Below are 18,377 nucleotides of genomic sequence, written 5' to 3'. Positions count from 1 at the left end.
GCCGAACCTGGTCTTCGCGCAGTGAGCCGGCTTTCGGACATCCGGTCGGAGAGCCCGGAAGGCCCAAAACGTCCAGGCCCTTGGCCCATCGGGTCAAGTCGGTGTCCGGTTCCGTCAAGCGGATCGGTCCGGACCGCTTAGGCTTACGGCTGCACGATCGCGGTTCGCTCGACAGGATCCGACCGTCCACGCCGCATCAGGAGGCTACCCAGTGCCGAGCTTCACAGGTCTCGCATTCGTCTCCCTCGTCACGCTGGCCGCCGCGGGTGGGCGGCCTCCGACCTTCGACGTCAAGGCGACCTGCCGCGCGGCTCCGAGCCTGGGAGCCGGCAACGGCAACACCGACCAGAACTGTCTGCGGGACGAAACGCAGGCGCGAACCCAGCTTGTAAAGCTCTGGTCGAGCTTCGATCCGCGCCGCCGCGCGCTGTGCGTGCAGGAGGCCGGCAACGGCGGGTCTCCGAGCTACGTGGATCTGCTGACCTGCCTGCAGATGTAAGCTGCACACCGACCGTCCGACCGTGGCCGAGCCCCTGACCGCTTGAGACGCGGCGGCCCCGGCACGCCGGGTCCTGCAACGGTCCGGCATCCGACCTTCCGAAGCACGGCGCCGCGTTGCTTCCGCGCCATCCGACGCGTCGCTCGTTCGGCCTCGGGCAGACGCCGATCCTCTCGCGCGATCTGTCAGCATCCATTGCGGACCGACGGCCCGGCAGGAACAATACTGCAGCAACATTACGATTGCGCACAATCCGATAAAGATTAGAGATTCAACAAGACTCCATGCAAATTTAATCTAAATCAATTTCAGTTTAGTTGTTACGAATACTTGACATCCCTTCCCACCCTCGATAGCGTGCTGTAAATCTACAGCTGCATTTCCCTAGGGGCTCACCGCGACTTCGTCGTCTGCTGAGCGGGTCCTGCCGTGCGTCGACGAGGGCGTGCCACATGATTGCACAGGTCCAGGCTGGAACGCTTTTATCGATCTCGGAAGGACCACGTTCCGGGATCCCACCCGTCGCCTTCGACATGTCCGGGCTCGATACGGGCGCCCAACCCGAAAACCATGGCGGCCGGGTCGGGATACTCAGGGAACTGCCAGCGGTCCTCCGATCGCTGGGGTTCGAGCCCGATCCCATCATCGGCCAGGCCGGACGGGATCCCCGCCTCCTCGACGACGGCGACAACGCATTCCCCGCCTCGTCCGTCGGCGGGCTGCTCGCGTGGTGCGCGGAGCGGACCGGTTGCCGCCATGTCGGCCTCCTGACCGGGGCTCGGGCGAGAACGTCCTGCTTCGGGATCGTGGGGTTGCTGATGCAGCACCGGCCCACCGTGTCCGATGCGCTGCTCTGCCTGATCGAGCACGGGCATCTCTATCACCCCGGTGCAGTCTCGACGCTCGACGTCAGGGACGGGACCGCCATGCTCCGCTACGGCTTCTCGCCCGCGGACGCCGAGGGTGGCCGGCAGACCGTGGACCTCGCGCTCGCCTCCGGCTTCCGCATCCTGCAGGCCCTCTGCGGTCCGGGTTGGGCGCCGCGCGAGGTGCTGCTGTCCCACCCCTCCCTTGGGGACGAAGCGGCGTATCGACGGATCTTCGGAGTGCCGGTCCGGTTCGACGAGGAGGGAACGGCGCTGGTCTTCGAGGCAAAGGGGTTGTCCCGCCCGGTCGCGGGGGCGGATCCGGGTTTCCGCCACATCCTGGAGGTCCAGGTTCGCGCCCTCGAGCACCTCCATCACGAAGCGCTGAGCAGCCAGCTGCGCCGCTCCCTGCGCATCCTGCTCCTGCGGAAGGGCTGCTCGGCGGGACGGACGGCCCAGCTCTTCGCCATGCATCGGCGAACCATGAGCCGTCGCCTCAAGGCCGAGGGCAACAGCTTCCAGCACCTCGTCGACGAGGTCCGCTACGACATCGCCCGCCACTTGCTCTCCAACCCGAGCCTGTCGCTGGCCGAGGTGGCGGTAGCGCTCGGCTACTCCGAGGCCAGCGCCTTCACACGCGCGTTCCGGCGCTGGTCGGGGATCAATCCGAAGGCCTGGCGGCTCGACATGCTGGCGAAGCATGGCCTGTCCACGCCGCGCCTCGTGCCAGCCCTCTCGGCGGCCTGATGCCGAGCCCTGGAGCATCAGCCCCGAAAAGTGGCCGCGTGCTTTCGGGACAGCCAAAGCAGCTCCACAATCCAGACGGTGTGCGGCCGGTATGGCCGGATTGGCCGACCCGTGTCCTCATCGGACAAGCACGGGGCCCTCGACGCCCTATGGTTCGAGCCGTCGGACCATCTTTCCGCCGCGTCATGCGCCACAGGGACCCGAGACATGGAACCGCGTTTGCCCGGGTCCGGCGAAAGGGCCGTGCTCGTCTGGCTGAAGGAGGGGCTCGAACCCCGCAGCGGATTGTTCGAGTCGAAACCGGAGAGGGGCGATCTCGGGCCGGTCTGCTGGCTCCGCTTCGACCTGGCTCTCCTGTTCGCGATGCACGATCCGCGGACGGACGAGCGGGTGCCATGGATCAAGACAGGGGGCCGGGTCATTCGACCCAGCGCGTTGCGCGCGATGTTCATGGCCGACGAAGGCCGCCTGGGGTGATGCGCCCAACACAGTCCAAGCCATGACCGAAGCCGCCGGCGACGGCCTACCGGGAGTATCGACATGACCGAGCACTCGACCCTGCGCCGCGCGACGGCCGAACTCTTCGGAACGTTCTGGCTCACCTTCGGGGGATGCGGGGCGGCCGTGCTGTCCGCAGCCTTCCCCGAACTCGGCATCGGCTTCCTCGGCGTCGCGTTCGCCTTCGGGCTGACCGTGCTGACCATGGCCTACGCGGTCGGGCACATCTCCGGCGGCCACTTCAATCCGGCCGTCACGCTGGGACTCTGGTCGGCGCAGCGCTGCGCCACCCGGCATGTCCTCCCCTACATCGCGGCACAGGTAGCGGGTGCGATCCTGGCCGCCGCCGCGCTCTACCTGATCGCGTCGGGCAAGCCGGGCTGGATCCCGAACGGTTTCGCCTCCAACGGCTACGGCGAGCTCAGTCCCGGCAAGTTCGACGTCGGCGCCTGCCTCATGATCGAGTTCCTGGCGACCTTCTTCTTCCTGTTCATCATCATCGGCACCACCTCGAAGGGCGCGGCCGTGGGCTTCGCCGGAATTCCCATCGGCTTCGCCCTCGTGCTGATCCACCTGATCTCGATCCCGGTGACCAACACCTCCGTCAACCCGGCACGCAGCACAGGTCCGGCCCTGTTCGCAGGCGGCGAGTATCTCGGGCAACTCTGGCTGTTCTGGCTCGCGCCCATCGCCGGGGCCATGGTCGCGGGTACCTTCGCCCGCTGGTTCTACGAGCCGGCCGACATCGTCGAGACGACGGTTGTCGAGAAGGTGGCCGTCCTGCCGGTCTGAGACCGGCCGGAGATCAGTCCTTCGGCGCTGGCACCCACTCAGGCCTTCGCGTGGGGTGAAGAGCCATCGTTGTGGGCATAGGCGTCATACGACGCAGGCGATGCCCTGCATTGCCTGCGTCGGGACAGATCACCCTTACGAGTGGTTCGTTCCGGGGATGGGATTCCTATCGGATCGGATGCCCCCTGAGCGGCGACTTCCCGTGGTGGAAAACGGCTCCTGCACCGAGAACTTCGGATCTGTCGGCACCAGCGCTACGGCGTCCCACGCTCCGAGGCCGGCGGTTCCCAATCCACGATCGAGAGGTCGAGCGGCAGGGCCTTGCGCACGGCAAGCGGGGGCGACCTGCGGGTCAGCGTCAGTGGTGACCCGGTCGCCTCCGCCCGATCGAAATCGGCAGTCCCCGCCTCGGCAGCCGCCGGAATGGCAAAGGCCTCGAAAACATACGGCAGACCGTCCGCCAGAAGGCCGTCCGAACGGTCCATGACGTGCAGGTGAAGATGCGGCGCCTGGCTGTTACCGCTGTTGCCCACCTCACCGATGACCGCGCCACGCCCGATCCGATCACCGACGCGCACCCTGACGCTTCCGGGTCGAAGATGGGCGTAGAGCACGAACGCTCCGCCACCGATGTCGAGCACGACGAAATTGCCGTCCGCCTCGCCGATCGGCAGGTTCGCCGGCAGCGCGCCTGGTGCCTGGTCGGGCAAGTCGTTACGCCCGCCGACGACCGCACCGTCGGCCACCGCCAGCACCGGCTCACCGTAGATGCGGTAGCTCTTCACGTCCTTCAGGTCGCCTCGCACGATCCGGCTCTCGCCGTCGATCTTTTCCCAGTCGATGGCGAAGCGCTGCGCCAACCGAAACGCTCCGTTGAGCGGTAGCAGCGCACGGACATGCCGGATGGAATCGCAACAGCCGTCCCCGGCGACGTAGCCGCTTCCGCGCAGCGGCGATCCCAGCACAGGCAGGGGCTTGTCGATCACCGGCGTGTCCGCGACCCGCATCGACAGGTCGGACTTCAGCGGCTCGGCAAATCCGTCGATCTCGTGAGCCAGCGTCGTGGGAACGCGTGCACCGGCGTCGAGGGCGACATGAAGGAAGACGATCCCGAACTGGGAGGCGCCGAGCGATGCCGTCTCGCTGCCGCGACGGCCGCCGAGCGACAGGCGCCGACCGATCGCGTCCCGGTCGAGCGCCAGGAGTTGCCGTCCGGTGCCGCCGTCCAGCACGATGATGCGATTGACGTCGAATCGCCCGTCCAGCACGTTCAAGAGGCGGAGTTCGTAGACGAGGTGATTGCGCCCGTCCGACATGGGAACGGCCCGGGGTGGTGCAAGCACATCGGCGACGAGCGGCGTCATGACGGGCAGCGTTGCATCGGCCTGCCGCCCGATCTCGGCCGCACGCGCTGCTCCGTAGAACAACATGCTCAGGATCGACGCAGCGCAGAGGAGAACGGTCAAGCGCATACGGAATCCTTTGAATCGAGACGGCGGGCTGCACTGACCGCTTCAGGCGAAGGGATGGCTGAACGGAACAGCCGCGTTCCTTCTCATCGGCTAAGTTTCTCTCACAAAACTCCCGCTTCGCAGTCGTCGGAATATTGAAACCAGCGGGCCTGAAGGGGTGTCGTATACGTACGATGACGAGACCGGAATCGAGACTACACGTCGCCGACCATAACGCCAGGGAGGGGTCATGAACGGGAAGGACATCGAGGAGCTCAACGCCGTTCGCGCGATGCTCGGATCCAAACCGCGGCCGGTGGGATGGAGCGAGCGGCGGGCTCGTCTCGATGAGGTCGGATCGGTCTGGCCGATCGCCGAGGATATCGTTCTGGAAGCCACAACCCTCGCCGGAGTGCCCTGCGAATGGTCGACGAGCCCCGGAGCCGATGCGGCACGGGTCCTCGTGTACTTCCACGGGGGTGGATACTGTTCCGGCTCCATCGCGAGCCACCGCCGCCTCGTGACCGAGGCCGGTCGCGCGGCGGGTGCGCGCACGTTGGCGGTCGGCTATCGCCGCGCTCCGGAGCATCCCTACCCGGCCGCACTCGACGATGCGCTCTCGGTTTGGACCGGGTTGCTCCGGCTGGGATTCGATCCGGCGCAGGTCGCGGTTGCGGGCGACAGCGCCGGGGGCGGCCTGACGCTGGCCCTCGTCCAGCATCTTCGCACTGCCTCGCAGCTAATGCCCGGCTGCCTCTGGCTCATCTCGCCCTGGACGGACCTGACGCTGTCGGGCGTCAGCCTCGCCGCGAAAAGCACCGTCGATCCCTTGATCTCGCGTCATTATCTCGCCGAGCTCGTCGATGCCTATCTCTCGGTTGGCCACGACAGGGCGGATCCGCTGGTGTCGCCGCTATTCGCAAACCTGTCCGGCTTGCCGCCGACGCTGATACAGGTTGGATCCGACGAGACGTTGCTCGACGATGCGACTCGGCTCGCTGCAGCGATGGGCGCGGCCGACATCGCCGTGACGCTCGAAATCTGGCCACACATGATCCATGCTTGGCCCTTGTGGAATGCTCGGCTGGATGCCGGCCGGCGTGCCATCGCCGCCGCCGGAGCTTTCCTGCAAGCCCGTTTGAAGTAAGGGCTTCACCCGCGCTCCGTCGAACAGTGCGCCGTAAAAATCCATGGCGCGCCATTCGAAGCTGCAATGGCAACCAGCCGACAAATCCTCGGCCTCTCTCACCGTCGATCCGAAGGACAACGGAGGAAGCGCGAGCATACGCTTGTTCTGGAGCAAGAAGACCGGCCTACTTTAACGCATTGGATCTCCCTCCGACATGCCGGCGAGGGATCTGATCCTCCCCCATTGAAATGATCCGCCCTTTGGTATGGCTTTTGAGCCTGGAGGACGGACAAGACGGCAAAACACCCGAAGCCCGAGGAGATTGTCGCCAAGCTACGGCAAGCGGATGTGCTGATTTCATAGGGCCAGAGCGCTGCAGATTTAGTCCGCGCGCTCGGCGTGAGTTCAGTGACGTACTACCGGTGGCGGCGTGAGTTTGGCGGCCTGAAGTCGGATCAGGTTCGACGGATGAAGGATTTGGAGACCGAGAATACCCGGCTCCGAAAGGCGATTGCGGATCTCACCCTCGACAAGCTCATCCTGCAGGAGGCGTCCCGGGGAAACTTCTGAGCCCTGCGCGCCGACGCGCCTGTGTCGAGCACATCATGCAGACGATGACCGTCTCCGAGCGCCGCGCCTGTCGGGCGCTCGGTCAGCATCGCTCGACACAGCGTAAGGTACCGCGGGGCCGCGACGACGAAGAGGAGCTGACGTCCGATCTCGTGGTGTTGGCCGAGAAGTATGGGCGCGACAGTTACCGCAAGATCAGCGCGTTGCTGAAGGCGGCCGGGTGGTTCGTCAACGACAAGCGCGTCGAGCGCATTTGGCGGCGTGAGGGTCTGAAGGTCCCAGCCAAGCAGCCCAAGCGAAGGCGGATCTGGGACAACGACGGCTCCTGCGTCCGTCTTCGCCCGGAACACCGTAATTACGTGTGGTCGTATGACTTTGTCGAGGCCCGCACGCAGGATGGCCGCAAGATCCGGATGCTCAACGTGGTCGATGAGTTCACGCACGAATGCCTCGCGATCCGGGTCGCCCGCAAGCTAAAGGCGATCGACGTCATCGACGTGCTCTCGGATCTGTTCATCCTGCGTGGCGTACCTGGCCATATTCGTTCGGATAACGGGCCGGAGTTCGTTGCGAAGGCCGTCCAAGCTTGGATTACCGGCGTCGGAGCAAAGACGGCCTACATTACGCCAGGCTCATTATGGGAGAATGGCTACGTCGAAAGCTTCAACGCACGACTTCTCGACGAACTCCTCAACGGCGAGATCTTTTACACACTCAGGTAAGCTCAGATCGTGATCGAAAGCTGGAGGCGTCACTACAACGGCGTGCGCCCACATGCATCGCCGGGATACCGGCCGCCGGCACCGGAAGTCTTCATGCCAGCCTTCTCCGCTTGGCCGGCTGCGCTCGCCCGATCAGCCCCGCCGGCCAAGCTACCTGTGACGGAGCAGCCAACCGTGCACTAGAGCGTTTTCGGTTTAATCCGGTTCGTATCCTGCGGCTTTGAAGAAGTTGGCGCACGCGTCTGGGGTGACGGTGTCGATGAGCCGTCCGATGGCCGACCACAGTCCGTCGACGGTGCGTTCGGCAGCTTTGCGCAGCAGCGCCTTCAGCTTTGAGAACGCCATTTCGATCGGGTTGAAGTCGGGGCTGTAGGGCGGGAGGAACAACAGCCGCGCGCCAGCCGTCTCGATGGCGGCTCGCACGGCCGGACCCTTGTGGCTGCCGAGGTTGTCCATGACGACGATGTCGCCGGGGATGAGCTCGGGCACCAGGACCCGATCGACGTAAGCCTGGAAGGCGTCGCGGTTGATCGGCCCGTCGAGGACGAACGGCGCGGCGATCCCGGACAGGCGCAGACCCGCCACCAAGGTCGTGGTCTTCCAGTGTCCATGCGGCACGGGGGAGCGTAGCCGCTCGCCACGCGGCGCACGCCCGCGGGTGCGGGCCATGTTGGTGGAGGTCCAGGTCTCGTCGAGGAACACGAGGCGGGCCGGGTCGAGGTCGGGCTGATCCGCAAACCACGCCTCGCGCGCCGCCTTCACGTCCGGGCGTTCTTGCTCGGAGGCGTGCGCTGTCTTTTTTTGTACGTGAGGTCGCGTGCATCGAGGAAGCTCCACAGGGTGCCGAGGCCGACCGTGAGAGCGTGCTCCTCCCGCAACCGGGCACGCATCTCCTCCAGGGTGATATCCTTTTGTCCGTCGATCAGGCCGCGCAGGAACGCCTCGTGCGGATCGAGCTTCGAGCGGCGCGCCCGCCCTTGTGGGCGGGCCGCCACCGTCCCGGTCGTCGTCAGCGCGGCCATCCAGCGGATCGACGTCGCGATGCCGACACCGAACCGCGCCGCCGCCTGGCGCCGCGAGGTCGCGGCCGCGGCCTGCACCACCCGCTCGCGCAGATCCTGGCTGTAGGGCCGTCCCATGCGTCGCTCCCTCTCAAGGGCGATCAATGAATCAGCACAACGACGCCGCGTGAACCCCACCCCATCGATTCAGAACAGACCAAAAACGCTCTAACTTCCCCTTGGACCACCTCGTGGGGGCCGATCAGATCACGAACCCATATTTGCGCGGGGACATAAAGCTCGCCTGCATGGCGCGGTCATGCCCTTCTTGCGGGAATGACTTTATCAGATTTGCCTCCACACGGGTCACAGAGGATCATCGGGAGTGCCGCGAATAGTGTGGCGTCGTACGACCCGTGCGTCAGCGTCCGCTGGAAGCCGCAGTCGGGATGTCATGAGCAGCAGATCGCTCTGCCGGGTTTCGCGGATGCCGTCCTGCAGGCGCTCGCCGATACGCTGCGAGACGACGGCGGTAACCGCCGACAGGATCGAAAGGGGGGATACGGCTCGGCCAGAGACGGAACGAGCCATGAAGAAACGGACGCGCCAGAGGTCGCGCGTCGCCAAGGCTGTAACGCCGATGGTGGCCGGAACCGTTCTCGAAAAGGCGTGGGACTTCGCGTGCGACGCAGACGAGGTGGCCGCAGGGCGCAGGCTCTTCCACGGGCGGCAGAGTCGCGCTATTCGGATTGCCGGGGGCATCGATGATAGGGTATCGGCGCGCGCAGGCCGAATTTCCCTTTGATTTCAATACAACGTGGCGGAGGAGGCGGGATTCGAACCCGCGATACGGTTTCCCGCATACACACTTTCCAGGCGTGCGCCTTCAACCACTCGGCCACCCCTCCAAGCCCGCCGTTCGACGGCGGGCGGGGTCCTGTAACCCGCTGCGGCCACGGCTGGCAAGGCGCTCGACGCGTCGCGGACGACGGTGGCTGGAAGCGTGGCAGGCGATCCTCAGATTCGCCGCTTTCCAGGTGGATCGAGCGGCCTGTATGGCCGGTACGTGCGGCGCGGCAGGGTAGGGGTCGGGCGACCGTGATCCGGTTCGAGAACGTCACCAAGATCTACCGCACCAACGGCCAGCGGCGGACGATCCTCGACAGGGTGTCGTTCACGCTGAAGCCCGGCACCAGCTACGGCATCATGGGCATCAACGGCGCCGGCAAGTCGACGACGATGCGCCTGATCGCCGGGACCGAGGAACCGACCCGCGGCGTCGTGCACCGGGGCCTGCGGGTGTCTTGGCCCCTGGGCTTCGCCGGCGGCTTCCACCCGCTCATGACGGGGCGGGACAACATCATCTTCGTGGCGCGCATCTATGGCGAGGACCCGCGCCGGGTGCTGGAATTCGTCGAGGAATTCTCCGAGCTCGGCAGCTATCTCGACGTACCGATCAAGACCTACTCCTCCGGCATGGGCGCGCGCCTCGCCTACGGGATGAGCATGGCGATCCCGTTCGACTGCTACCTGATCGACGAAACGCTGGCCGTCGGCGACGCGCGCTTCGCCAAGCGCTGCGCCGACGTGTTCAACCAGCGCCGCGAGACCGCCGACGTCATCCTGATCTCGCACAGCATGGAGACAATCCGCGAATACTGCTCGCAGGCGCTGATCCTCGTGGGCGGCCGGGCGATCGTGTACGAGGACGTCAACGAGGCGATCGAGGCCTACCGGCGCCTCAACAACTGACGGACGATCGAGAAGCCGCGCTATCGATCGCCGACGGCCGAGGCCAAGAAAGTCGGTGGCGTCGCTTTCGAGCGATGAGCCCGGGCAGCCACGGTTTTGCCGTTCGGGTCGGCCATGAGGCGAGCGTGAGACAGGTGGAGACGGGCCGCTTCGCGCGGACCGGGGCCTCGAACCGAACGGACCATTCAGGCGCATGACCGTCGAGATCCGCAATCCGCAGGGCCAGGCGCTCACCACCGCCGACCGCTCGAACGCCGTCGCGGAATCCCTGAAGCAGATGGCGCGGGCCTCCCGCTTCGCAGACCGCAACAAGGGCATCCGCTCCTACCAGAGCCACGTCAGGAGCGACCCGCTGCTGCTGCCGCTGTTCGTGCTGCTCTGCCTGGTCCCGACGCTGGTCGGGGCGCTGTATTTCGGCCTGATCGCCTCCGACCGCTACGTGACGGAGGCGCGCTTCGCGATCCGTCCCGCCATCGGCGGCGCGGAGAAGGCCTCCTCCGACGAGGTCGGCGCCGGCAACGGCGTCCCCAAGGCGATGATCGCCCAGGACACGATCATCACCTCGAACTACATCGAGAGCCGCCCGATGATCGAGACGATCGAGGGCATGATGCCGCTGCGCGAGATGTTCTCGCGCGACAGCATCGACTGGCTGTCCCGCTTCAAGGCCGACAAGCCGATCGAGAAGCTCGTCAAATACTGGCGCGACCGGGTCAAGACGAGCATCGAGACGTCCTCGGGCATCGTCGTCCTGACCGTCGAGGCCTTCGATCCGCACGAATCGCTCGCGCTCACCCAGGCGGTGATGAAGGAGAGCGAGCGCAAGGTGAACGAGCTCTCGCAGAAGCTGCGCAACGACGGGCTCGCCGAGAGCAAGCGCGAACTCGTCCATGCCGAGGAGCGCATGAACAAGGTCCGCTTCGCCATGCGCGACCTGCGCAACCGCGAAGGCATGCTCGACGCCTCCAAGACCAACGAGGCCAACCTCAAGATCATCGGCGAGCTGCGCAAGGCCCGGATCGAGCTCCAGGTCCAGCTCACGATGTCGCTGCGCGACCTCGCGCCGGAAACGCGCCGCATCCAGGACATGAAAGCGCAGATCGCCAATCTCGACGAGAACATCACGCGGATCGAGCGCGAGACGACGAGCCTCGACCCCGAGAAGCGCAAGGTGATCTCGGCGGCCATGTCGCAGTTCGAGGCCTACGAGAACGAGCGCATGGACGCGGAGAAGTACTTCTCCAAGGTGCTCTCGGCGAACGAGCGCGCCCGCATCGTCGCCGCGCGCCAGATCGAGTTCTTCAGCACCGTGGTCGAGCCGGTTCTCGCCGAATCGGCGACGCAGCCGCGCCGGATGCTGATGATCGCCCTGATCGCCGCCGGCTCGCTCGCCGCCTTCGCGCTCGCCGTGATCTTTCGCAAGTACACCACGTAACACCGACGGTCGCCGACTTCGGCCTTGGGCCGATCGGCCGCCGGCAAGCGCGACTGCGCGTCGCCGCGCATGCGGCGAACGGCCCTGCAGGCGTCGCCTCAGCGGATCCCGCCGGGAGGCAGCCGCGTCGGAGGGGCCGTCTCCGGATCCGTGGCGGGCCTCGGCTCGGTTCCGGGAACCAGGGGATCGCTGCTGGCGACGTCATGCACCGTCGAGGCGGCCGCGCCGACGGTGCCGCCGGTCCAGCCCTGCGCGCGCCAGCCCTGGGCGCGCTCGTCGAGGTCGATCGAGCCGCTCTTGCGCAACAGGCTCATCACGCGGTCGGCCCTGTCGTCCTCGGCCCGGACCGTGACCAGCGTGCCGCCGCGGCGCACGCCCTCGGCATAGGTCTCGGCGTCGGATTGGCTGAGGCCCGCCCCGGTGAGCGCACCGAGCAGGCCGCCGGCCGCCGCGCCGATGCCGGCCCCGGTCACCGCCGCGACGAGCCAGCCCGCCGCCACCACCGGCCCGACGCCGGGGATCGCGAGCAGGCCGAGCCCGGCCAGGAGTCCCGCACCGCCGCCGAGCACGGTGCCGACCGTCGCGCCGGCCCCGGCGCCGTCGGCGGCATCGCTCTCCTGCCGGGAGGCCGAAGCGACCGGGGGCAGGCGGCCGAGGTGGCGCTCGCCTTCGTTGCTCGCGACGATGGCGATGTCGGCATGCGGCACCCCCTCCGCCTCGATCCGGTCGACCGCCTTGGCGGCCTCCTCGTAGTCGTCGAACAGGGCGGTGATGGCGCGTGCGGCCATGGCTCGGCTCCTCGAATTCTTGTTCGCTTGGCGGGGTGCTGTCCGGTCAAGCCACCGCCCGGCGCATCGGTTCCGGGGCGCGTCCGCGGCTTTCGTTAACGGAGCGCTAACCACGCACCCGGCAAATCTTGCCGGGCGTGATCCTGCGACGCAGTGCGCGGACCCGGGGCAGTCGAGACCATCATGAGCGAGATCGCGAGCGCCGCTCCCGGCGCCGGAAGCGGCACCGCCGCCTTCGGCGGCTTCTCGCTGCCCACCCGCGCGAACTGGCAGGCCCTCGGCCGGCGCACCGACCTGTTCTTCGCCACCGCGGTGATGGGCATCCTGACGGTGCTGATCTTCCCGCTGCCGGCGATGCTGCTCGACCTGCTGCTCGCCGTGTCGATCATCATGTCCGTGCTGATCATGATGACGGGCCTGTTCATCGACAACCCGCTCGAATTCACGGTCTTCCCGACGCTGCTGCTCGTCGCGACCCTGCTGCGGCTGGCGCTGAACCTCGCCTCGACCCGGCTGATCCTGGGCCACGGCCACGAGGGCACGGCGGCGGCCGGCCACGTCATCGAGGCCTTCGGGCACTTCGTGATGGGCGGCAACTTCGTGATCGGGATCATCGTGTTCGCGATCCTGATCATCGTGAACTTCGTCGTCATCACCAAGGGCTCGGGCCGCATCGCCGAGGTCGCCGCGCGCTTCACTCTCGACGCCATGCCCGGCAAGCAGATGGCGATCGACGCCGACCTCTCGGCCGGCCTCATCGACGAGAAGGCGGCCAAGGCCCGCCGCTCGGCGCTGGAGGAGGAATCCTCGTTCTTCGGCGCCATGGACGGCGCCTCGAAATTCGTGCGCGGCGACGCGATCGCGGCGCTGCTCATCACCGGCATCAACGTGGTCGGCGGCATCATCATCGGCGTCGCGCAGCAGAGCATGGCTTTCGGCGAGGCCGCCAAGACCTACACGCTACTCACCATCGGCGACGGCCTCGCCTCCCAGGTGCCGGCGCTGATCGTCTCCACGGCGGCCGGCATCCTCGTCTCGAAAGCCGGCGTGCGCGGCTCGGCCGACAAGGCGCTGGGCAAGCAGCTCGCGAACTACCCGAAGGCGCTCGGCATGTCGGCCGGCGTCATGGGCCTGATCGCGCTGCTGCCCGGCATGCCGATGCTGCCCTTTGCCGCCCTCGGCGGTGCCGCCGGCTACGCCGCCTGGCGGATCGCCAAGACCAACCGCGAGGCGCCCCCCGTGCAGGCGGACGGCTCCCCGGCCCCCCTGCCCGGCGCGGCGCCGGCCGAGGAGACCGTCACCGACCTGCTCAAGCTCGACGACCTCAAGCTGGAGATGGGCTACGCGCTCCTCGCCATCGTCAACGGCGAAGGGCAGGACCGGCTGACGGACCAGATCAAAGCCCTGCGCCGGCAGCTCGCGGCCGAACTCGGCTTCGTGATGCCGCAGGTCCGGATCCTCGACAACGTGGCCCTCGACGCCAACGCCTACGTGGTGCGCGTCAAGGAGATCGAGGCCGGCAGCGGCCAGGTGTTCCCCGGCCAGTTCATGGCGATGGACCCCATGGGTGGGCAGGTCCAGTTGCCGGGCCAGCACATGCAGGAGCCGACCTTCGGCCTACCGGCGACTTGGATCGACGCCTCCTTACGCGATCAGGCCCAGCTCAAGGGCTACACCGTGGTCGACGCGGCCACCGTCATCTCGACGCATCTCACCGAGACCATCAAGGCGCATGTCTCGGAACTCCTGAACCATGTCGAGGTCCAGAAGCTGATGCGCGAGCTCTCCAAGGAGCACGGCGAACTCGTGAAGGAGGTCGTGCCGGCGCAGATCGCCACCACCGGCATCCAGCGCGTGCTGCAGCTGCTCCTGTCCGAGCGGGTCTCGATCCGCGATCTCGGTGCCATCGTAGAGGGCATCGCCGAGGTCGCCGGCCACGTGAAGAACCCGCGCGATATCGTCGAGCATGTCCGCGCCCGGCTCGGCCGCCAGATCTGCGCCCAGTATCAGGGGCCGGACGGCACGCTGCCGATCATCACCCTGTCGCCAGCCTGGGAGCAGGCCTTCATGGAATCGATCGTCGGCGAGCGCGAGGAGCGCTACCTCGCCATGCAGCCCTCGAAGCTGTCGGACTTCGTCAACGCCGTGCGCGACCGCTTCGAGCAGGCCGCGCGCATGGGTGAGATGCCGGTGCTCGTCACCTCGGTGCAGTCACGGCCCTTCGTGCGCTCGATCATCGAGCGCTTCCGCCGCGAGACGCCGGTGATGAGCCAGGCGGAAATCCATTCCCGCGCGCGGCTGCGGACGGTGGGGTCGGTCTGAGGGGCGGTTTCGGGCTCACTCCGCCAGCATGGCGGCGCAGGAGAAGGTGCCGGCCAGGACGAGATTGCCGAAAACGAGGAGCGCGAGGAGGGTCATGACCATATCCGGTGGCATTAAAGCCAAGCTAAGCTTGACGATGAACGCGTAAACTCAAGGTTGGTTGCGCGAACGGTCTCGCTTCGGCGATGCGTCCGTGGAGCCGGGCGGCCGCGTCTGCTATCCGGGCGCTCGACCCGCTCCGCCTAATCCGCGCCGCCTGACAGGATCGTGAATGCCGCAGCCCGAGGGCAGCACACCGGCCGAAACTCTCGCCGCCGCGTTCGGCGCCCGGGACGGCGAACTCGCGGTGGGCGGCGTGCCGCTGTCGGCGCTGACGGAGCGCCACGGCACGCCACTCTACGTCTACGACGCGGCGCGCATGCGCGCGTCCTACCGGGCGCTGGCCGAGGCCGTCGCGGGCTTCGCCGGCATCTACTACTCGATCAAGGCCAACCCGAACCCGGCCGTCGCCCGCGTCTTCGTGGGGGAGGGGGCAGGGATCGAGATTGCCTCGGCCGCCGAATACCTCGCGGCGCGGGCCGCCGGCGCTGCGCCGGAGCGCATCCTCTTTGCCGGCCCCGGCAAGCGCCCGGACGAACTCGCCCACGTCATCGAGCACGGCATCGGCGAGATCCACCTCGAATGCGTCGAAGAGATCGCCCGCGTCGCCGCGATCGGCGCGGCTCTCGGCAGAACGGTGCCGGTGGCGCTGCGCATCAACCCGTCCGCCGCCGCGCAGGGCGGGGCGATGCGCATGGGCGGAAAGCCCTCGCCCTTCGGCTTCGACGAGGAGGAGACCGAGGCCGTCATCGACGCGGTCGCCGCTCAGCCGGCCCTGCGCCTCACCGGCATCCACCTCTTCGCGGGCACCCAGATCCTTGATGCGGACGTGCTCGCCGGGCAGTGGCTGCACGGCCTGCGGCTCGCCTTGCGCGCCGCCCGGCATCTCGGCCGGCCGCTGGAGACGATCGATCTCGGCGGCGGCCTCGGCATCCCGTACTTCTCGGGCGAGACCGCCCTCGATCTCGCCCGGCTGAAGCAGCGCGTCGCAGAGCTGATGACCTTCGTGCGCGCGGAGCCGCTGATCCGCGAGGCCCAGGTGGTGATCGAGCCCGGCCGCTTCCTCGTCGGCCCGGCCGGCCTCTATGCGGCCCAGGTGCTCGCGTCCAAACGGTCGCGGGGCACGCGCTTCCTCGTGCTCGACGGCGGCATGCACCACCACCTCGCCGCCTCGGGCAATCTCGGACAGGTGATCAAGCGCGACTATCCGATCGTCGCGGCCAGACCGGGAGGCCGCGAGACCGCACCCTGCACCGTGGTCGGCCCCCTCTGCACGCCGCTCGATACCCTCGCCCGGCAGGCAGCACTCCCCGACTGCCAGGCAGGCGAACTGATCGCGATCCTGCAGTCGGGCGCCTACGGCCTGACGGCGAGCCCCGTCGGGTTTCTGAGCCATCCGACGCCCGCGGAGGTGCTGGTGGATGGAGGGAGCGTCACCGAGATCCGCCCACGTGGCCGTTTCGAAGCGCCGCTCGGGGTGCCGGACATCGGCGGCTGACGTGGAAGTGTGCGATCGGGCCGGGAAGACGGACTGTGATCGCGACGGCGAGGCGTTATGATCGCGGTCCAGCCGGCCAACAGACAGCGACACCCAGAATGATCCTCGAAATCGCACAGATCGACGTGAAGCCGGGCTCCGAGGCCGATTTCGAGGCCGGCATCGCGAAGGCCTCGGCGCTCTTCAAGGCGGCGGCGGGCTGCCGCAGCTTCGCCGTCCGCCGCTCGATCGAGAAGCCCCAGCGCTACCGGCTGCTGATCAAGTGGGAGACGCTGGAAGCCCACACCAAGGACTTCACCGGGTCGCAGCCCTGGCAGGATTACCGCGCCCTGGTCTCCCGATATTTCGAGAGCCCGCCGCAGGTGGAGCATACCGAACTGACGCTCGCGGCTTTCTGAGCCGTCTCATCGCACGATCGCCGGCCACTTGTTCCCGAATTGGGAACGAGCTTGCGTGCCGGCATGCAGATCATCGCGAAGCGGACGCTCCAGGCATTCTGGCACGACAACCCACGGGCCGAGCAGCCGCTTCGCGAATGGTACACCGTCGTGAGCAAGGCTGCGTGGACGACGCCGGCCGATGTGAAAGCGGCGTTCGGGAAAGGCGTCGATTTTGTCGGCTACAATCGAATCATCTTCGACATTCGTAGGAACGAATACCGGCTGATCGTCCACGTCGCCTATGCTTCTGGGCGCATCCTCATCGAGTTCGTCGGAACCCACGCCGAATACGACCGCATCGATCCGGAGACCGTATGACGATGGATATCCGCCCCATCCGCTACGACGAAGACTTGACCTGGGCGATCGAGGAGATCGCGCCGTACTTCGAGGCCGCGCCCCTTCCGGGCTCGCCGGAAGCCGACCGCTTCGACGTGCTCGCGACGCTGATCGAGGCCTACGAGGCCACGCACCATCCCGTGCCCGACGCGGACCCCGTCGCGGTTCTCACCTTCGCCATCGCCGAGATGGGCCGCTCGCAGTCAGACCTCGCGGACCTGCTCGGATCGCGCTCACGTGCCTCCGAGATCCTGAGCCGCAGGCGCGCCCTGTCGCTGGAGCAGATCCGGCGTATCAGCGAGGCTTGGCACCTGCCGATCGCGGCGCTGGCGCGGCCCTATCGGGTGTCGCGCGACGCGGCCTGAATGCACCAATCCGGTGACGATCCCGTGGGTGAGGCCCATCCCGGGCACGTCGGCTGGTGACAGCCCGAGCCTGCGTCGGCTACGACGCTTGGCATGAGCCTGTCACGACCCCTCCGAATCGGCACCCGCGGCAGCCCGATGGCGCTCGCCCAGACCGGCATGGTCCGCGACAAGATCGTCGCGGCCAATCCAGGGCTGGAGACCGAGATCGTCGTCGTTTCGACGGTGGCGGACCGGATCCTCGACCGGCCGCTCTCCGAGATCGGCGGCAAGGGCCTGTTCACGAAGGAACTGGAGCAGGCGCTGTTCGCCGACGAGGTGGATGTCGCCGTCCACTCGATGAAGGACGTCGAGACCTGGCTGCCGGACGGCCTCGTCATCGCCTGCATCCTGGAACGCGACGACCCGCGCGACGCCTTCCTCGCGGCCAACGGCGCCGACGGCTTCGCGGACCTGAAGGCCGGTTTGCGGATCGGCACTTCGTCGCTGCGCCGCGCTGCGCAGGTGCTGATGCGCCGCCCGGACCTCAAGATCGTGCCCCTGCGCGGCAACGCCAACACCCGGATGCGCAAGCTCGAAGCGGGCGAGTGCGACGCGACGCTGCTGGCGCTCGCCGGGCTCCAGCGCCTCGGCATGGAGGACGTCGCCCGCAGCGTGCTCTCGGTCGACGAGATGCTGCCGGCGGTGGCGCAGGGGGCGCTCGGCATCGAGACGCGGGCCGGAGACGACGCAGTCCGCACGCTGCTCGCCCCCATCGCCTGCGCCACGACCACCACGGCCCTCGACGCCGAGCGCGGCCTGCTCGCCGAACTCGACGGCTCCTGCCGCACGCCCATCGCGGCGCTGGCGCGGATCGACGGCGACCGCCTCACCCTCGACGGCCTGCTCTTCCTGCCCGACGGCAGCCAGCATTGGGCAGTGACCCGCGAAGGTTCCGCGAGCGACGCAGCGGCGATCGGCCAGGACGCCGGAGCCGAACTGAAGCGCGCGGCCGGCGACACGTATTTCAAGCACCTGCAGTAGAGGCGCGGGCTTCGGCGTCGGATCCGTTACGGAACGGGGGG

16 protein-coding genes, 1 tRNA gene and 1 pseudogene are annotated in these 18,377 nt (G+C 67.4%); 14 read left to right on the top strand and 4 right to left on the bottom strand.

What is annotated here, in order from left to right; translation table 11 throughout:
• Positions 1 to 211: 211 nt before the first annotated feature.
• The 4 genes from MFF07_RS08525 to aqpZ all read left to right on the top strand — a co-directional run bounded on the left by MFF07_RS08525 (position 212) and on the right by aqpZ (position 3,402).
• Positions 212 to 499, top strand: a complete 288-nt coding sequence (locus MFF07_RS08525) for a hypothetical protein (protein WP_147814719.1) — start codon at positions 212 to 214, stop codon at positions 497 to 499.
• Between the two features lie 533 nt (positions 500 to 1,032).
• On the top strand, positions 1,033 to 2,112 hold the full coding sequence (locus tag MFF07_RS08520) for an AraC family transcriptional regulator (protein WP_187272425.1): 1,080 nt from the start codon (positions 1,033 to 1,035) through the stop codon (positions 2,110 to 2,112).
• Positions 2,113 to 2,355: 243 nt separating this feature from the next.
• A complete protein-coding gene (locus MFF07_RS08515) occupies positions 2,356 to 2,589 on the top strand; it encodes a hypothetical protein (RefSeq protein WP_147814715.1) in 234 nt (77 codons plus the stop codon).
• A gap of 63 nt (positions 2,590 to 2,652) precedes the next feature.
• Positions 2,653 to 3,402, top strand: a complete 750-nt coding sequence (gene aqpZ / locus MFF07_RS08510) for an aquaporin Z (protein ID WP_147814713.1) — start codon at positions 2,653 to 2,655, stop codon at positions 3,400 to 3,402.
• A 254-nt stretch (positions 3,403 to 3,656) separates the two neighbouring features.
• Here aqpZ and MFF07_RS08505 read toward each other — a convergent pair whose 3' ends face one another.
• A complete protein-coding gene (locus MFF07_RS08505; protein WP_147814711.1) occupies positions 3,657 to 4,874 on the bottom strand; it encodes a M23 family metallopeptidase in 1,218 nt (405 codons plus the stop codon).
• 229 nt (positions 4,875 to 5,103) lie between these two features.
• Between MFF07_RS08505 and MFF07_RS08500 the strand changes: the two genes are divergently transcribed.
• On the top strand, positions 5,104 to 6,000 hold the full coding sequence (locus MFF07_RS08500) for an alpha/beta hydrolase (RefSeq protein ID WP_147814709.1): 897 nt from the start codon (positions 5,104 to 5,106) through the stop codon (positions 5,998 to 6,000).
• 303 nt (positions 6,001 to 6,303) lie between these two features.
• Positions 6,304 to 7,457: pseudogene (locus MFF07_RS08495) on the top strand (IS3 family transposase).
• A 12-nt stretch (positions 7,458 to 7,469) separates the two neighbouring features.
• Here MFF07_RS08495 and MFF07_RS08490 read toward each other — a convergent pair.
• Both MFF07_RS08490 and MFF07_RS08485 read right to left on the bottom strand, forming a co-directional pair.
• Positions 7,470 to 8,413, bottom strand: a protein-coding gene (locus tag MFF07_RS08490) for an IS630 family transposase (RefSeq protein ID WP_147814707.1) whose coding sequence is annotated in 2 segments (ribosomal slippage) — positions 7,470 to 8,077 and positions 8,077 to 8,413 — 945 coding nt in all. Because the reading frame shifts where the segments join, the coding sequence is not laid out codon by codon here.
• A 680-nt stretch (positions 8,414 to 9,093) separates the two neighbouring features.
• A tRNA-Ser gene (locus tag MFF07_RS08485) sits at positions 9,094 to 9,183 on the bottom strand.
• Positions 9,184 to 9,373: 190 nt separating this feature from the next.
• Here MFF07_RS08485 and MFF07_RS08480 point away from each other — a divergent pair.
• Both MFF07_RS08480 and MFF07_RS08475 read left to right on the top strand, forming a co-directional pair.
• Positions 9,374 to 10,027: an ABC transporter ATP-binding protein gene (locus tag MFF07_RS08480; protein ID WP_147814705.1), complete on the top strand. Its 654-nt coding sequence runs from the start codon at positions 9,374 to 9,376 to the stop codon at positions 10,025 to 10,027.
• 193 nt (positions 10,028 to 10,220) lie between these two features.
• Positions 10,221 to 11,462 carry a KpsE/RkpR family capsule polysaccharide export protein gene (locus tag MFF07_RS08475; RefSeq protein WP_147814703.1) on the top strand — a complete coding sequence of 414 codons (1,242 nt, stop codon included), beginning with the start codon at positions 10,221 to 10,223 and terminating at the stop codon, positions 11,460 to 11,462.
• Between the two features lie 98 nt (positions 11,463 to 11,560).
• Here the strand turns inward: MFF07_RS08475 and MFF07_RS08470 are convergent, their stop codons facing one another.
• Positions 11,561 to 12,250: a general stress protein gene (locus MFF07_RS08470; protein ID WP_238231562.1), complete on the bottom strand. Its 690-nt coding sequence runs from the start codon at positions 12,248 to 12,250 to the stop codon at positions 11,561 to 11,563.
• A 183-nt stretch (positions 12,251 to 12,433) separates the two neighbouring features.
• Between MFF07_RS08470 and flhA the strand changes: the two genes are divergently transcribed.
• The 6 genes from flhA to hemC all read left to right on the top strand — a co-directional run bounded on the left by flhA (position 12,434) and on the right by hemC (position 18,336).
• Positions 12,434 to 14,572, top strand: coding sequence for a flagellar biosynthesis protein FlhA (gene flhA / locus MFF07_RS08465; protein WP_147819286.1), 2,139 nt, complete (start codon positions 12,434 to 12,436; stop codon positions 14,570 to 14,572).
• A 271-nt stretch (positions 14,573 to 14,843) separates the two neighbouring features.
• Positions 14,844 to 16,169 carry a type III PLP-dependent enzyme gene (locus MFF07_RS08460; RefSeq protein WP_238231560.1) on the top strand — a complete coding sequence of 442 codons (1,326 nt, stop codon included), beginning with the start codon at positions 14,844 to 14,846 and terminating at the stop codon, positions 16,167 to 16,169.
• A gap of 98 nt (positions 16,170 to 16,267) precedes the next feature.
• On the top strand, positions 16,268 to 16,567 hold the full coding sequence (locus MFF07_RS08455) for an antibiotic biosynthesis monooxygenase family protein (RefSeq protein WP_238231558.1): 300 nt from the start codon (positions 16,268 to 16,270) through the stop codon (positions 16,565 to 16,567).
• A gap of 63 nt (positions 16,568 to 16,630) precedes the next feature.
• Positions 16,631 to 16,927: a type II toxin-antitoxin system HigB family toxin gene (locus tag MFF07_RS08450; protein WP_147819312.1), complete on the top strand. Its 297-nt coding sequence runs from the start codon at positions 16,631 to 16,633 to the stop codon at positions 16,925 to 16,927.
• A 2-nt stretch (positions 16,928 to 16,929) separates the two neighbouring features.
• The gene (locus MFF07_RS08445) at positions 16,930 to 17,313 is read left to right on the top strand and encodes a helix-turn-helix domain-containing protein (protein WP_147819292.1); all 384 of its coding nucleotides are present in this window, start codon (positions 16,930 to 16,932) and stop codon (positions 17,311 to 17,313) included.
• Between the two features lie 93 nt (positions 17,314 to 17,406).
• The gene (hemC, locus tag MFF07_RS08440) at positions 17,407 to 18,336 is read left to right on the top strand and encodes a hydroxymethylbilane synthase (RefSeq protein ID WP_147819294.1); all 930 of its coding nucleotides are present in this window, start codon (positions 17,407 to 17,409) and stop codon (positions 18,334 to 18,336) included.
• The last annotated feature ends 41 nt before the right edge of the window (positions 18,337 to 18,377 follow it).

This window comes from Methylobacterium thuringiense, from assembly GCF_022179645.1.
GTDB lineage: Bacteria > Pseudomonadota > Alphaproteobacteria > Rhizobiales > Beijerinckiaceae > Methylobacterium > Methylobacterium thuringiense.
The sequence above is the reverse complement of the archived record's forward strand: the minus strand, read 5'-3'. Positions and strand labels throughout refer to the sequence as shown.

What these genes read in the sequence shown, in the direction of transcription:
- MFF07_RS08450 (WP_147819312.1), top strand. Translation starts at nt 16,631, where the DNA reads ATGCAGATCATCGCGAAGCGGACGCTCCAGGCATTCTGGCACGACAAC.
- MFF07_RS08520 (WP_187272425.1), top strand. Translation starts at nt 1,033, where the DNA reads ATGTCCGGGCTCGATACGGGCGCCCAACCCGAAAACCATGGCGGCCGG.
- MFF07_RS08470 (WP_238231562.1), bottom strand. Translation starts at nt 12,250, where the DNA reads ATGGCCGCACGCGCCATCACCGCCCTGTTCGACGACTACGAGGAGGCC.
- MFF07_RS08455 (WP_238231558.1), top strand. Translation starts at nt 16,268, where the DNA reads ATGATCCTCGAAATCGCACAGATCGACGTGAAGCCGGGCTCCGAGGCC.
- MFF07_RS08500 (WP_147814709.1), top strand. Translation starts at nt 5,104, where the DNA reads ATGAACGGGAAGGACATCGAGGAGCTCAACGCCGTTCGCGCGATGCTC.
- MFF07_RS08505 (WP_147814711.1), bottom strand. Translation starts at nt 4,874, where the DNA reads ATGCGCTTGACCGTTCTCCTCTGCGCTGCGTCGATCCTGAGCATGTTG.
- aqpZ (WP_147814713.1), top strand. Translation starts at nt 2,653, where the DNA reads ATGACCGAGCACTCGACCCTGCGCCGCGCGACGGCCGAACTCTTCGGA.
- MFF07_RS08445 (WP_147819292.1), top strand. Translation starts at nt 16,930, where the DNA reads ATGGATATCCGCCCCATCCGCTACGACGAAGACTTGACCTGGGCGATC.
- MFF07_RS08475 (WP_147814703.1), top strand. Translation starts at nt 10,221, where the DNA reads ATGACCGTCGAGATCCGCAATCCGCAGGGCCAGGCGCTCACCACCGCC.
- hemC (WP_147819294.1), top strand. Translation starts at nt 17,407, where the DNA reads ATGAGCCTGTCACGACCCCTCCGAATCGGCACCCGCGGCAGCCCGATG.
- flhA (WP_147819286.1), top strand. Translation starts at nt 12,434, where the DNA reads ATGAGCGAGATCGCGAGCGCCGCTCCCGGCGCCGGAAGCGGCACCGCC.
- MFF07_RS08460 (WP_238231560.1), top strand. Translation starts at nt 14,844, where the DNA reads ATGCCGCAGCCCGAGGGCAGCACACCGGCCGAAACTCTCGCCGCCGCG.